Genomic DNA, 12,736 nt, shown 5'->3' on the forward strand with positions numbered 1-12,736 from the left:
CGGGCTACTCCTTCAGACCTTGCATCTTCAGCATTTCCTTCTGCACGGCGGCGGCCACGCCGACGCCGCCGGCCTTGGAGACCTGCTTGGCCATCTCCTCGGCCAGAAGGGACTTGAACATGTCCTCGCCGGTGCCGCCGCCGCCGACCTCGGGCGTCTTCATCCCGGCGGTCATCGACTGCATCATCACCGACAGGAACGAGGCCTCGAACTTCTGGGCCGTCTCGCGGATCTTGCCGCGCTTGAGCAGTTCGGCGGTCGAGGCGGCGGTCGGGCCGACCGTGTCGAGGGCGGGCGTGGCGATCGTGGAGAAGCTCATCACATCACCTCGATGTCGGCTTGCAGGGCGCCCGAGGCCTTGATGGCCTGCAGGATCGAGATCATGTCGCGCGGGGTGACGCCCAGGGCGTTGAGACCGCCCACCAGGCTCTTGAGCGAAGCGCCGCCGCCCAGGGTCAGCAGCTTCTTGCCGGTCTCCTCGTTGACGCTGACGGTCGACTGCGGAACCACGGCGGTGCGGCCCTGGCTGAACGGAGCCGGCTGGCTGACGGCCGGGGTCTCCTGGACCGAGATGGTCAGGTTGCCCTGGGCGATCGCCACCTGGCTGATGCGGACGTCGTCGCCCATGACGATCACGCCGGCCACCTCGTCAATGATCACCTTGGCCGGGGCGTCGGGCTCGACCTCCAGGTTCTCGATGGCGGTGACGAAGCTGATCATGTCCATGCCGGCCGGCGGGCGGACCGCGACGATGGTCGGGTTCTGGGCCTGGGCGCAGTTGGCGAAGCGCTGGTTGATGGCGTCGGCGATGCGGCGCGAGGTGGTGAAGTCCGGGTTGCGCAGGGTCATGCGCAGAACGTCCATGTTCACCATCTGGAAGCCGGTCTCCTTTTCGATGATGCCGCCGGCGGCGATCCGGCCCGCGGTCGGGACGCCCTTGGTGACCGAGCTGCCCGAGGCCCCGCCGGCCGAGACCGAGCCGGTCTGCACCGAGCCCTGCGCCACCGCATAGGTCTGGCCGTCGGCGCCCTGCAGCGAGGTGACCAGCAGGGTGCCGCCCAGCAGGCTCTTGGCGTCGCCCAGCGTCGAGACGGTGACGTCCATGCGCGCGCCGGCGGCCGAGAACGGCGGCAGGTTGGCGGTGACCATGACGGCGGCGGTGTTCTTGGTGTTGAGGTTGCCGTCGCGGACGTTGACGCCCTGGCGCTCGAGCATGGCCTCCAGGCTCTGCTTGGTCATCGGCGCGTTGCGCAGGCTGTCGCCCGAGCCGTTCAGGCCTACCACGATGCCGTAGCCGACCAGCTGGTTGTCGCGCACGCCCTCGAAGGAGACGATGTCCTTGATCCGCGACTTGGCGTCGGCCGAGGAGGCGACGGCCAGGGGGGCGACCAGGGCGACGGCGGCGAGGGTGAGGCCCACGAGGGAAGCAAAGAATGAACGAGACATGGCGATCCTGCGGCGGGGTGGCATCCCCGCGCCATCCCATGCCAGAACCGGGCCAGCTCCGGACCTAGAAAAAGCTCAATGAAATCAGTGGGCGGTCGGTGATTTCCTGCCTGCGACATTCCGCTTCGGCAGATTCTGCCCGGCATTAACCATACCGCAAGCGCCGCTCCGCAAGATGTGGTTAACGGAGAGGGGTGACTCCCTCGTTTCGTCCTCGGAGCAGCGTTTTCGTCATGAAGGTTTCCAGCACGGGAGGCGCAGGCGCGATTGGCGCATCGCGGGCCAAACCGGCGGGCGGCGGATCGGGCTTTTCCCTGCCTTCGGTGGGGGGCGCCAGCGCCGCCAGCGGCGTGGCCCAGGCGGGCGGCGTGGCCGGGGTCGGCTCGCTGGACGCCCTGCTGGCCCTGCAGGCCGACCTGGATCCGACGGAGCGCAAGCGCCGGGCGGTCAAGCGGGCCGGCGGCCTGCTGGACCTGCTGGACGCCCTGAAGCTGGCCACCCTGGACGGCGAGGTCTCGACCGGCACGCTGTCGCGACTGAAGAGCGCCGTGCGCGAGCATCGCGAGGCCACCGACGATCCCAAGCTGGAGGCGATCCTCAACGAGATCGAGACCCGCGCGGCGGTCGAGGCGGCCAAGCTCGAGCAGGCGCGGCTGGGCTGAGATCGCGGATGAAACCGACCATCGAAGAACATTGTTCACCGGCTATCCCCAGGATCGGGGCATCCATGCACGGCGCTGAATGTCGCGCTCATGCGACGTTCATTGAACCGGGCTATCGTTTTGGTATAAGCACCCCGCCTGACCTGGGCGGAGTTCATCGGGGCGTGAGGCGTTAATGCAAACGGCCACTGTTCTTAAGGTACCAGACTCGTATCGTCCTTCGGACGACGAGCCTTTCATGAACGAGCGTCAGCTTGAGTATTTCAAGCAGAAGCTCCTGGCATGGAAAGAAGAGATCCTCCGCGAATCTCGCGAGACGGTCTCCCATCTGCAAGCTGAAACTGAAAACCATGCCGACCTCGCCGATCGCGCGTCGTCGGAAACTGACCGGGCGCTGGAACTTCGCACCCGGGACCGTCAGAGAAAACTCATCTCCAAGATCGACCAGGCGTTGCGGCGGGTCGAGGACGGTTCCTACGGCTATTGCGAAGAGACCGGCGAGCCGATCGGTTTGGCGAGACTGGACGCGCGGCCCACCGCGACGCTCAGCCTGGAAGCCCAGGAACGCCACGAGCGTCGCGAACGGGTTCACCGCGACGACTGAGGGTCTTTCGACCCTCGACTTCGATGTGTTTCAAGCGGCCTCGCCTTAACCCGGCGAGGCCGTTTTCGTCGGTCCTCCCCCTATGGAGGAGGCGATCGCGAAGCGATCGGTGGGGAGTTTTAGGATCGCCGATCCGGGTCCGGCCATCGGCCTATTCCTCCCCTCTCCGTCGGCTTCGCCGACACCTCCCCCACAGGGGGAGGGGCTGGTTCACCACAGCGTCGCCGCCGCGCGCTCGGGCCAAGCCTTGTCGTAGCTCTCCCCGCCCACGGTGTCCCCGCTGACCGCCGCCAGCATCGCGCCGGGCGTCGGCAGGCTGTGGGGATCGACCTGGCGCTCCGCCGCCCACAATCCCGAGCGGACGATGGCCCGGGCGCACTGGAAATAGGCCTCGACCACGGTGATCACCAGGCAGGTGCGCGGCGCCTTGCCGTCGACCGCGAAGCTGGCCAGCAGGTCGGGATCGGCGCTGACCGCCGCCCGGCCGTTGACCCGGAAGGTCGTGCCCGAGCCGGGGATCAGGAACAACAGCGCCACCCGCGGATCGCGCACCACGTTTCGCAGGCTGTCGATGCGATTGTTGCCGCGCCGGTCGGGCAGGATCAGCGTCCGCTCGTCGGCGATGCGGACGAAGCCGGGCTGGTCGCCGCGCGGGCTGCAATCCAGGCCTTCGGGGCCGACGGTGGCCAGGGCCAGGAACGGCGAGGCCTCGATCAGGGCGCGGTAGTGCGGGGTGATGCGGTCGGCGACCTTGACGGTCGAGGCCGGGGCGGGGGCCGGCGTGTACAGCGCCTCAAGGGCTTCGAGCGTGTCGATGATCATGGGCGGCTCCCCTGCGGGCCGCCAGCATAGCGCGTGTCGCGAGGACGCCTAGGCCGCGCTCTGGACCATGGCGCAAGCCTCGGCCAGGCGGTGGGGCGAGATCGGCTTGTCGACGACGGCTCGGGTGCGGGCGCCCAGCTGGTCGGCGTTGCCGGTCACATAGACGACGGGGATCGGCCCCAGCCGAGCCAGGATCGCTGTGACCGCCTCCACGCCCGTGCCGCCGACGATGCGATAGTCGGCCGTGATCAGGTCAGGCGGACGCCGCAAGGCGCAGTCCAGCGCCTCCTGCGGGCTTTCCGCGATATCGAAGCTGTCGAATCCCTGCTCGCCAAGCAAGGCCTCGACCTCCATCGCGATGAGGATTTCGTCCTCGATGATCAAAGCATGTCTGTGGGACATGAGCACTGCACGCCACCGCTTTTCAAAATCGTCCCTGGGCTTAGTAGAAACCTATGATTCTCTTCCACGCTAACGGTTTTTACGGCTCAGCTTGTCTAAAATGCCGCACGCCTGCTGTTGCGTCTTGTTCTCACGGCGTAAGATCTTCCAGGTGTTGTGTGTGATCACGAAAAGAAGCGCAGAGTCTTGTCGATTTTGAACGAAGTCAGGGATTAACCTTGATTTGGAGAACGCTGTCCGACGAGCGTTGGTCTCTTGCCTCTCCCTGCGGGATTTGCGCTATGCAAGGCCAAACACCAGGAGCCGCCCGCATGTCGCACGACCCCCTGATCCTGACCGAGAAGCGCGGCCACGTCGCGATCCTCACCCTCAACCGGCCGGACGCGATGAACGCCCTGGGCGCGCCCGGCGACGGCGACCAGGTGACGGCGGCGTGCGAGGCGATCAATGACGACCAGGACATCCGCTGCGTGATCCTGACCGGCGCGGGCCGGGCCTTCTCGGCCGGCGGCGACGTCAAGGCGATGAAGGCGCGGGAAGGGGCGTTCGGCGGCAACGGCGTCAAGGTCCGCGACGGCTACCGCAAGAACATCCACCGCATCGTGCGGGCCATCTACGGCCTGGAGGTTCCGTCGATCGCCGCGGTCAACGGGGCGGCCATCGGCCTGGGCTGCGACGTGGCCTGCATGACCGACATCCGCATCGCCGCCGACACCGCGAGGTTCGGCGTCACCTTCCTGAAGCTGGGCCTGATCCCAGGGGACGGCGGGGCTTGGCTGATGCCGCGGACGATCGGCATGAGCCGCGCCGCCGAGCTGCTGTTCACCGGCGACGTCATCGACGCGGCCAAGGCGGCCGAGTGGGGGCTGGTCAGCAAGGCCGTGCCCGCCGACACCCTGATGGACGAGGCCCTGGCCCTGGCCACGCGGATCGCCCAGCAGCCGCCCCACGCCCTGCGGATGGGCAAGAGCCTGCTCAAGCACGGCCAGACCGCCAGCTACGACACCCTGATGGAGATGAGCGCCACGGCCCAGGCCATCGCCCACCACACCGACGACCACATGGAGGGCGTCGACGCCATCCTCGAGAAGCGCCAACCCAACTTCCGGGGGTCGTGATGGGCAAGGAGGCCAAGGGCGTCTGGGGCCAGCTGGCGGACGGCGAAAGCGACGGCAAGCTGCTGTGGGAGCCGCCCAAGCTGATCTTCCGCGGCGCGGTGCGCGGCATCTTCCAGGGCCACGCCCTGCGTGACCTGCGGGTCGAGGGCGACGACCTGGTGCTCAGCGACGGCACCCGCTTCACCCTGGAGCCGGGCCAGGCCGCCAAGTGGCTGCACGCCATCCAGAACCCGCCCGGCCGGCTGGACAAGCTGGGCGTCAAGCCCGGCCAGACGGTGGTGGTCGAGGGGATCGACGACGCCGAATTCCTGGACGAGCTGTCGACGCGGGTCGAACCCGTCGAGGCCTATGAGGACATCGACCTGCTGTTCCTGGGCGTCGAGGACCTGGCCGACTTCGATCAGCTTGAAGACCTGGCCGGCGGGCTCGCGGCCAAGGGCGCGCTCTGGATCGTCGCCCAGAAGGGCAAGGGCGCGCCGCTGAAGGACGCCGAGATCCTGGCCGCCGCCCGCGAACGGGGTCTGGTCGACACCAAGGTCTGCGCGTTCTCCAAGACTCATACGGCGCTGCGGTTCGTGGCGCGCAAGGGCGGTCCGCCGGTCAAGGCCGCGACGGTGGAGGATGACGACGCGGGGTTCGACGACGAGGACTAGGCGTTGGAACTGTCCGACGGGCGGCTTTCGATCCAAGTCGGCCGTTCGTGCGGGCCTCTATTAGCCGCAATCCTCTAGGCGCTGAGCCAAGGCTTCATCATCCATGGCGATCTGGGTTGGATAGACGACGCGCGATCCCGGCGCGGCCGCCGCAAGCACGATGATCGAGGCCCGCTGCCGACGAAGCCGAAAATCGATCGCCCACCCATCGTTTCGTGATGAAGTCGACAATGGGGTTATCGTCGGCCTCGCACCGCCATGTCGATCCGCGCTGGCTTGAAGCACCTTCACAATACAACTCCGAACCTTGTCGGGAGCCTTGATCGTATCATATGTCGTGATGCGCAGGTCCGCTGCGGCGGAGTTGGCAAGAAACGCGAACATCATTGCCCCCGCAAAGCCTGCCTTGGTCATCACGCCCACCTCAAGTTGCTCGGCGGCAAGTTGCGGCCTCAACGGTAAAGGTCAGGTTTCGGCCCGTATCGGACAATCAGAACGTCCGCTCCGGCGTACCGCGATCGGCTGCGCATAGCCTAAGTTCGGCAACTCACATTGAGTAAAACGCCACGACGCGTGACGTGCCAGATGCCGCCTTCTTGCTGAAATTGGGCTCTGCAGCGCTCGCTCGCCACGCGAAAATGACAGGCTACGGTAGACGTCAGTTCTGAGCTGCACCGGATGTTGGACACTGAGCTAACCGGCGGCGGAAGAAAAACCAGACCGTCGCATGAAGGATCGTCGATCAATAGCCAGCACGGTTCAGCCTGTTTCCTTGCATAAGCCTGCGCGGCGTCCGTTGCGGTTGGCATCGCACGTCCAGAGTGAACGCAAGCGCCCAAGGCGACGGACAAAAGCCCGACCATCAGATATCGCGACATAAGGCCAAGTTGCCGCAAAACCTCCATGCCGTCCAACGTCTGCAACCCGCCTTCCCCGACGTCTAAGACGTCCGCTTGGCGCAAACCCACATCCGCCCCGGATGGGCGGCGGCTGGCGGTCGCGGCCGGGGACGCGCTCTCACGGCAGGGCGCCGGCTAGGTTGCAGGGCGCCGGCTGTGAGTGCGTGTCCCCAACGGACCCGCTGAGTTTGGCGCCGAAGTCCCATGAGGTCGTGGATGCGGTTGGGGACATGCACTCGCCCTGAGCCCGTGGATCGATCCGCGACGCCTTGCCGTGAGAGCACGTCCCCGGCTTGAACACTCCGATGTCCAGCGCTCCGTGTCCCTTTCCTTCAGCTCAGCGGGAGACCGCGTGAGGAGGGGAGACCGTGCCCGCCAACACTTGCCCCCACCTGACCGCTTCGCGGTCTGTCCACCCCCATAGGGGGCGGAGCCTAGGCCGCGGCCTTCGTCTTGGCCGGCGCCCTGGCCTTCGCGAACTCCATCGTCCCGTCGTCGACCTTGCCATAGCGCAGGGCCACAAGATCCAGGGCGTAGTTCTGGTGCACCTTCCAGGGCGTCTTGGCCCCCTGCCGGGGCAGGACGGCCAGGGCCCGCTGGACGTAGCCCGACGAGAAGTCCAGCCAAGGCTCGATCTCCATTTCGCCCTCGGGCAGGCGCGGGGTGCAGATCCGGGTTCCCGTGCGGTCCATGTGCTTGAGCAGGCGGCAGACATACTCCGCCGTCAGGTCGGCCTTCAGGGTCCAGCTGGCGTTGGTGTAGCCGAAGGTCGAGGCCAGGTTCGGCACGTCGCTGAACATCATGCCCTTGTAGCTGGTGGTCTCGTGCGGGGCGACCTTCCGGCCGTCGACCACCACCTCCATCTCGCCCAGCAGCTGCATGCGCAGGCCGGTGGCGGTGACGATGACGTCGGCGTCCAGGGTCTCGCCCGACTTCAGCAGCAGGCCGGTTTCGGTAAAGGTCTCGATCTGGTCGGTGACCACCGACGAGGTTCCGGCCTTGATCGAGTCGAACAGGTCGGCGTCCGGCACCAGGCACAGTCGCTGGTCCCACGGGTTGTAGCGCGGCGTGAAGTGGGTCTCGATGTCGTAGTCGGGCCCCAGGTGCTGGCGCACCAGGCCCAGCAGCTGCTGCTTGGTCTTCTCCGGCTTGCGGCGGGCGATCCGGAAGAACAGCATCTGCATCAGCACGTTCTTCCAGCGCGTCAGGCCGTAGGCGGTCATGGCCGGCAGCCGGGCCCGCAGCCAGTTGGCCAGCCCGTCCTCGGCCGGCCGCGAGACCACATAGGTCGGCGAGCGCTGCAGCATGGTGACGTGGCCGGCGGCCTTGGCCATTTCCGGAACCAGGGTCACGGCCGTCGCGCCGCTGCCGATCACCACGACCTGCGTGCCGGCATAGTCCAGATCCTCCGGCCAGTGCTGGGGATGGACGATCCGGCCCTGGAACCGCTCTGTGCCCGGGAAGTCGGGCGTATAGCCGGCGTCGTAGTTGTAGTAGCCGCTGCACATCGACAGGAAGCCGCAACTGACCTTGAGGATGGCGCCGTCGTGTTCGACCTCCACCGTCCAGGCGGCGGTCTCCGACGACCAGCTGGCCCGCCGGACCTTGCAGCCGAAGCGGATGTGCGGGGTGATGCCGTTCTCGTCGGCGGTCTCGCGGACATAGCGCAGGATCGACGGGCCGTCGGCGATGGCTTTGGCCTCGCGCCACGGCTTGAACGCGTAGCCCAGGGTGTACATGTCGCTGTCCGACCGGATGCCGGGATAGCGGAACAGGTCCCAGGTGCCGCCGATCGCGTCCCGGGCCTCGAAGATGGCATAGGTCTTCTTCGGGCAGTCGCGCTGCAGGTGGTAGGCCGCGCCGACGCCCGACAGGCCCGCGCCCACGATCAGTACGTCGAAGTGCTCGATGGCCATCGTGCTTCCGCCCTGAGGTTCACCCGGCCCGGTGGTCCGGACGCTCGCGTATGTGAACATTGTTCACCAGCAAACGACCGTTTAGGCTGGACGTCAACCGCGGCGTCGGGGACATGCACTTGTGCGTGTCCCCAGCCGTCGCACCGCGCCCATGACCGGCGGACGTCGACGCCGCTTCTGGGGACACGCACAAGCGCATGTCCTCGGCGCAGGCTTCCCAGTTTTGATTGCAAACCTTCACCGGCGACGCGTATCGGTCCTCCCATGTCCCTGCGCGACTTCGGCGTGCTGGTCCTGGTCTGCCTGGTCTGGGCCTGCAACAACATCATCTCCAAGATCGTGGTCGCCCACTGGGGCGTGCCGCCGTTGTTCTATGCGGCGGTGCGGTTCGCCATCGTCGCGGCCGTGACCCTGCCCTGGCTGCTGCCCGCGCCGAGGCCGGCCTGGCGGATCGTCGTGGTCGGCCTGCTGATGGGGGCGGGCAACTTCGCCCTGCTGTTCATGGGCTTCAAGACCGCCTCGCCCTCGGCCTCGGCGGTGGTGATCCAGCTGGGCGTGCCGTTCACCACCCTGCTGTCGATGCTGATGCTGGGCGAGAAGGTGCGCTGGAAACGCGGCCTGGGCATCGCCCTGACCCTGACCGGCGCGGTGGTGGTGATGTGGAACCCGAATGGCCTGAGCCTGTCGCCGGGCCTGTGGTTCATCGTCGCCTCGGCCTTCACCGGCTCGCTGGGGGCGGTGATGATGAAGCAGATCGAGGGGGTCAAGCCGCTGCAGTTCCAGGCCTGGGTCGGCGCGACCTCGGTCCTGCCGCTGGCGCTGCTGAGCCTGGCCACGGAACCCGGCGGCCTGGACCTGGCGCTGAAGGCCGGCTGGCCGTTCCTGGCGGCGCTGCTGTTCTCGGCCCTGATCGTCTCGGTCCTGGCCCACACGGCCTATTACGGCCTGATCCAGCGCCACGACGCCAACCTGGTGGCGCCGCTCACCCTGATGACCCCGCTGATGACCATTGGCCTGGGCGTGCTGGTCACGCACGATCATTTCGACGTCCGGATGGGACTCGGCACGCTGCTCGCGCTAGTGGGGGTGCTGATCATCGCCTTGCGTGGGAACCAGGTGATGCCGCTGCTGATGCTGACGAGGAACCGTTCTCAATGACGTTCATTGACGCTCCATCGCCGAACTTCGACGCGCGCAAGGCCGTGCCCGATTGCGTGGTCCTGCACTATACCGGCATGGAGACGGGCGAGGCCGCCCTGGCGCGGCTGTGCGATCCGGAGGCCAAGGTCTCGGCCCACTACATGGTCGAGGAGGATGGCCGGGTCTTCCGCCTGGTGCCCGAGGAGCGTCGCGCCTGGCACGCCGGGGCCGCCTTCTGGAAGGGCGTCAAGGACATCAACTCGGCCTCGATCGGCATCGAGATCGTCAATCCCGGCCACGAGTTCGGCTACCGCCCGTTCCCCGACGCCCAGGTCGCCGCGGTGATCAACCTGCTGGCCGACATCCGCTTGCGCTGGACCATCGACGACGACCGGGTCATCGGCCATTCCGACATCGCCCCTGGCCGCAAGATCGACCCGGGCGAGCTGTTCCCGTGGAAGCGGCTGGCCGAGGCCGGCCACGGCCTGTGGGTCGAGCCGCCGCCGTCGCCCGGCGCGCCGCTCGGCCGGGGCGAGGAGGGGACCGGCGTCTTCGCCCTGCAGGCCGGCCTGACCCGCCTGGGCTACAACTGCGCGCCGTCAGGCCATTACGACGAGTGGACCGAGACGGTGGTCGCGGCCTTCCAGCGCCACTGGCGGCAGGCCCGCTTCGACGGCGTCGCCGACGGCGAGACCCGGGCGCGGCTGGTGGCCCTGTTGCGGGCGGCGGGCTGATGCATCCGGCCAAGTCGTTCCGGATCGAGGATCGCCAGACCTTGCTGGCTTTCGTCCGCAGCCATCCGTTCGTGACCATCGCGGCGGCGGTCGGCGGGCGACCGTTCACGGCCCAGGCGCCGGTGGCGGTCCGCGAACTGGACTTCGGCGAGGTCGCGCTGGACTTCCACCTGTCGCGCGGCAACGCCCTGGCGCCGTACGTGGTGCAGGGCTTCCGCGCCGTCGCCCTGGCGACCGGCCCCGACGCCTATGTCAGCCCCGACTGGTACGGAAGCGACGACCAGGTCCCGACCTGGAACTATGTCTCGGCCGAGGCGGAAGGCTTGGTCGCGCCGCTCAGCGAGGTCGAGTTCGTGGCCCTGCTCGACGACCTCTCCGCCCAGGAAGAGGCGCGGCTGGCGCCCAAGACGCCCTGGACCCGCGACAAGATGAGCCCCGGCCGCTTCGAGGCGATGATGCGCGGCATCATCGGTTGCCGGCTGACCGTCGAGCGGCTGGAGGGGACCTTCAAGCTGTCGCAGAACAAGAGCGAGGCGGAGCGCGCCGGCGTGGTCGCGGCGCTGGGCGATCATCCGGTGGCGGGGCTGATGCGGGGCTAAGGCTGGATTTCGGGATTGGTCATTTTGGCGGCTTCCGGCCCATTGCGGACCCTACGACCTAACGTGTCGGGTTCCTGTACCGCATCGCGTGACAGTGGCTCCAGTAAAGGGGGCGCTCTTTTATCAAATCCTTGCAGATTTCGCTCGCGAGACATTCGGACGCCATGTCGCCGCCGATCTGATTTACGGTCGCCTCTGAATACTGAATTCCCTTTTTCGATATCCTGTATCTCTGAGGTGATGGCGAAATAGTACCCGCCCATGCCAGCGGAAGGGCCAATTCCGGGCGACCACGCCGGTAAAGCCTCTCGGCGTACTCATAGACGTAGGAGGGCGTTATTTCGCGGCTATTAATCGCCCGAAGAAGCTGGGCGTCGCTCAGACTGGTCACCATCGACATATAAATACGCCCCCCTGGCAGGACAGCTTCGTCCTGCAACTCTTCAAAAGGCGGCGGCCTTTGCGGATCGTCAAAAGTCGATTTTAGAATCTCGTTGTCGCGGGTCAGGTTGATCGCCAGACTCCGACAAAGCGCGGCTTTTGGCTCGGGTGGCGATAGCCACACCTGTTTCGGCTGGCAGCCTGCGAGCGCGGCTGCGACTGGAATGAGCGCGATCAAGGCTAAGCGCATACGCGACCCTAAGCTGAACATGCGTCTTGGGGTATTGGAAGGTGACGCTTGGCGCAACGGCCGACTCCCATCCAAAGCTGACTTGAGCAAGGGCGGCTGCGGGGCGTTTGCGATCGATGATCGCACTTGCTTCGGTGCGAAAGTGCAAGCGATGGAAGGACAGGGGGGCTTAGTCTTCTCGACCCTCTTCGGGAAACAGCGGGCCGTCCTCAAACATCGCGCGGATTTCCTCCGCATCCATCGTGTCGAAATCGTCGGGAATGGCGAACTCGCCGTCCAGAAAGCCAAGGCGGCGTATCTGACCGGGATGATCCTCCGGGCTGTCGGGTGGGGGCATGGAATTCTCCGCCGGACAATGAGCTGAGGCCAGTCTAACGCATTGCGTCCCGATCTTCGATTGACCCGCCGTCACGGACCCGTCAAACACCCTCCCGGACCAGATGGTCGGGCGGCCGCGGTCTTCGCAAGAAGGTCGAGGAAAGTCCGGGCTCCACGGTGACAAGGCGGCGGGTAACGCCCGCCGGGAGCGATCCCAGGGATAGCGCCACAGAAAGCAAACCTCCTCCCTCCGGGGCGGGAAGGGTGAAAGGGTGGGGTAAGAGCCCACCGCGGACCTGGCAACAGGGACGGCATGGCAAGCCCCGCCTGGAGCAAGACCGAATAGGGACCCCGCGCCGACCTCGCGTCGGATAGGCCGTCACTGGCCGAGAGGGTCCGGGTAGGTCGCGAGAACCGTCCAGCGATGGGCGGTCCAGAGGAATGGCCGTCTCGCGCTCTTCGGGGCGTCAGACAGAACCCGGCTTACAGACCATCTGGTCCATTCGCCCCGCGGGGCGCGCGAAAAGTGGGTTTCAGCCCCACGTCTCCCCAAGACCTCGCCGGCGTGGCCGCACGGTCCCTTTGTCGGCAAGGCCCCGCGCAGAGTCTAGCGGCCCCGAAATCTTAACAAGTTCCATGTATGTTCTGTGGATAGATTCGCGGTCTCTGTGAAGGAGCGCCGCGACACCTTTGTTTTGCCGGCTAAACGGCCGTTGGTGTCATTGTATCCCAGTCAATCCCATGTTAACCCATCTCGTGTCGGGGCGATCGCGACAGGGCGTCCGGCGGCGG

Annotated in this window: 14 protein-coding genes, 1 other RNA gene and 1 pseudogene; 8 read left to right on the forward strand and 8 right to left on the reverse strand. The window is 66.6% G+C overall.

The genetic code is table 11. The annotated features are described in order from the left end of the window. Positions 1 to 4: 4 nt before the first annotated feature. Both J2X41_RS18140 and J2X41_RS18145 read right to left on the reverse strand, forming a co-directional pair. On the reverse strand, positions 5 to 319 hold the full coding sequence (locus J2X41_RS18140; RefSeq protein WP_404979954.1) for a rod-binding protein: 315 nt from the start codon (positions 317 to 319) through the stop codon (positions 5 to 7). Next, a complete protein-coding gene (locus J2X41_RS18145; RefSeq protein WP_310083918.1) occupies positions 319 to 1,446 on the reverse strand; it encodes a flagellar basal body P-ring protein FlgI in 1,128 nt (375 codons plus the stop codon). The genes J2X41_RS18140 and J2X41_RS18145 overlap by 1 nt, the downstream gene beginning before the upstream one ends. A 233-nt stretch (positions 1,447 to 1,679) precedes the next feature. On the opposite strand from J2X41_RS18145, the gene J2X41_RS18150 reads away from it, so the two are divergent. Both J2X41_RS18150 and dksA read left to right on the forward strand, forming a co-directional pair. Continuing rightward, positions 1,680 to 2,108, forward strand: a complete 429-nt coding sequence (locus J2X41_RS18150; protein WP_310083921.1) for a flagellar assembly protein FliX — start codon at positions 1,680 to 1,682, stop codon at positions 2,106 to 2,108. A gap of 175 nt (positions 2,109 to 2,283) precedes the next feature. Next, entirely contained in the window at positions 2,284 to 2,712 is a 429-nt protein-coding gene (dksA, locus tag J2X41_RS18155; protein WP_012287706.1) for an RNA polymerase-binding protein DksA, read from the forward strand. A 210-nt stretch (positions 2,713 to 2,922) separates the two neighbouring features. On the opposite strand, the gene J2X41_RS18160 is transcribed toward dksA, so the two are convergent. Both J2X41_RS18160 and J2X41_RS18165 read right to left on the reverse strand, forming a co-directional pair. Continuing rightward, positions 2,923 to 3,534: a pyridoxamine 5'-phosphate oxidase family protein gene (locus J2X41_RS18160; protein ID WP_310083924.1), complete on the reverse strand. Its 612-nt coding sequence runs from the start codon at positions 3,532 to 3,534 to the stop codon at positions 2,923 to 2,925. Between the two features lie 48 nt (positions 3,535 to 3,582). Next, positions 3,583 to 3,936 carry a response regulator gene (locus J2X41_RS18165; RefSeq protein WP_035078630.1) on the reverse strand — a complete coding sequence of 118 codons (354 nt, stop codon included), beginning with the start codon at positions 3,934 to 3,936 and terminating at the stop codon, positions 3,583 to 3,585. Between the two features lie 311 nt (positions 3,937 to 4,247). Here J2X41_RS18165 and J2X41_RS18170 point away from each other — a divergent pair, with 311 nt between their 5' ends. Together J2X41_RS18170 and J2X41_RS18175 are read left to right on the forward strand one after the other, a co-directional pair. Continuing rightward, positions 4,248 to 5,054 (forward strand): crotonase/enoyl-CoA hydratase family protein, encoded by an 807-nt coding sequence (locus tag J2X41_RS18170; RefSeq protein WP_310083927.1) that lies wholly within the window; start codon positions 4,248 to 4,250, stop codon positions 5,052 to 5,054. Continuing rightward, complete coding sequence (locus J2X41_RS18175; protein WP_310083929.1) at positions 5,054 to 5,707, forward strand: DUF3052 domain-containing protein; 654 nt, start codon at positions 5,054 to 5,056, stop codon at positions 5,705 to 5,707. Before J2X41_RS18170 ends, J2X41_RS18175 begins: the two co-directional genes overlap by 1 nt. Positions 5,708 to 5,767: 60 nt before the next feature. Here J2X41_RS18175 and J2X41_RS18180 read toward each other — a convergent pair whose 3' ends face one another. Continuing rightward, positions 5,768 to 6,121, reverse strand: a complete 354-nt coding sequence (locus tag J2X41_RS18180; RefSeq protein WP_310084271.1) for a hypothetical protein — start codon at positions 6,119 to 6,121, stop codon at positions 5,768 to 5,770. Positions 6,122 to 7,027: 906 nt separating this feature from the next. Beyond that, positions 7,028 to 8,522 (reverse strand): annotated as a pseudogene (locus tag J2X41_RS18185) (flavin-containing monooxygenase); the annotation flags it as partial. Between the two features lie 264 nt (positions 8,523 to 8,786). On the opposite strand from J2X41_RS18185, the gene J2X41_RS18190 reads away from it, so the two are divergent. From J2X41_RS18190 to J2X41_RS18200, 3 genes are read left to right on the forward strand one after another with little or no spacing between them, the layout of a single operon-like run. Beyond that, on the forward strand, positions 8,787 to 9,680 hold the full coding sequence (locus J2X41_RS18190; RefSeq protein ID WP_310083933.1) for a DMT family transporter: 894 nt from the start codon (positions 8,787 to 8,789) through the stop codon (positions 9,678 to 9,680). Further along, the gene (locus J2X41_RS18195; protein ID WP_310083935.1) at positions 9,677 to 10,396 is read left to right on the forward strand and encodes an N-acetylmuramoyl-L-alanine amidase; all 720 of its coding nucleotides are present in this window, start codon (positions 9,677 to 9,679) and stop codon (positions 10,394 to 10,396) included. The genes J2X41_RS18190 and J2X41_RS18195 overlap by 4 nt, the downstream gene beginning before the upstream one ends. After that, positions 10,396 to 10,995, forward strand: coding sequence for an FMN-binding negative transcriptional regulator (locus J2X41_RS18200; RefSeq protein ID WP_310083937.1), 600 nt, complete (start codon positions 10,396 to 10,398; stop codon positions 10,993 to 10,995). The genes J2X41_RS18195 and J2X41_RS18200 overlap by 1 nt, the downstream gene beginning before the upstream one ends. 58 nt (positions 10,996 to 11,053) lie before the next feature. On the opposite strand, the gene J2X41_RS18205 is transcribed toward J2X41_RS18200, so the two are convergent. Continuing rightward, positions 11,054 to 11,614 (reverse strand): hypothetical protein, encoded by a 561-nt coding sequence (locus tag J2X41_RS18205; protein ID WP_310083940.1) that lies wholly within the window; start codon positions 11,612 to 11,614, stop codon positions 11,054 to 11,056. A 181-nt stretch (positions 11,615 to 11,795) separates the two neighbouring features. Beyond that, entirely contained in the window at positions 11,796 to 11,963 is a 168-nt protein-coding gene (locus tag J2X41_RS18210; protein WP_310083942.1) for a hypothetical protein, read from the reverse strand. A 99-nt stretch (positions 11,964 to 12,062) separates the two neighbouring features. Here J2X41_RS18210 and rnpB point away from each other — a divergent pair. Next, positions 12,063 to 12,446: RNase P RNA component class A (rnpB, locus tag J2X41_RS18215), an RNA gene on the forward strand. The last annotated feature ends 290 nt before the right edge of the window (positions 12,447 to 12,736 follow it).

The sequence above is a fragment of the Caulobacter sp. BE254 genome (assembly GCF_031457295.1).
In the GTDB taxonomy this organism is placed as follows: Bacteria; Pseudomonadota; Alphaproteobacteria; order Caulobacterales; family Caulobacteraceae; genus Caulobacter.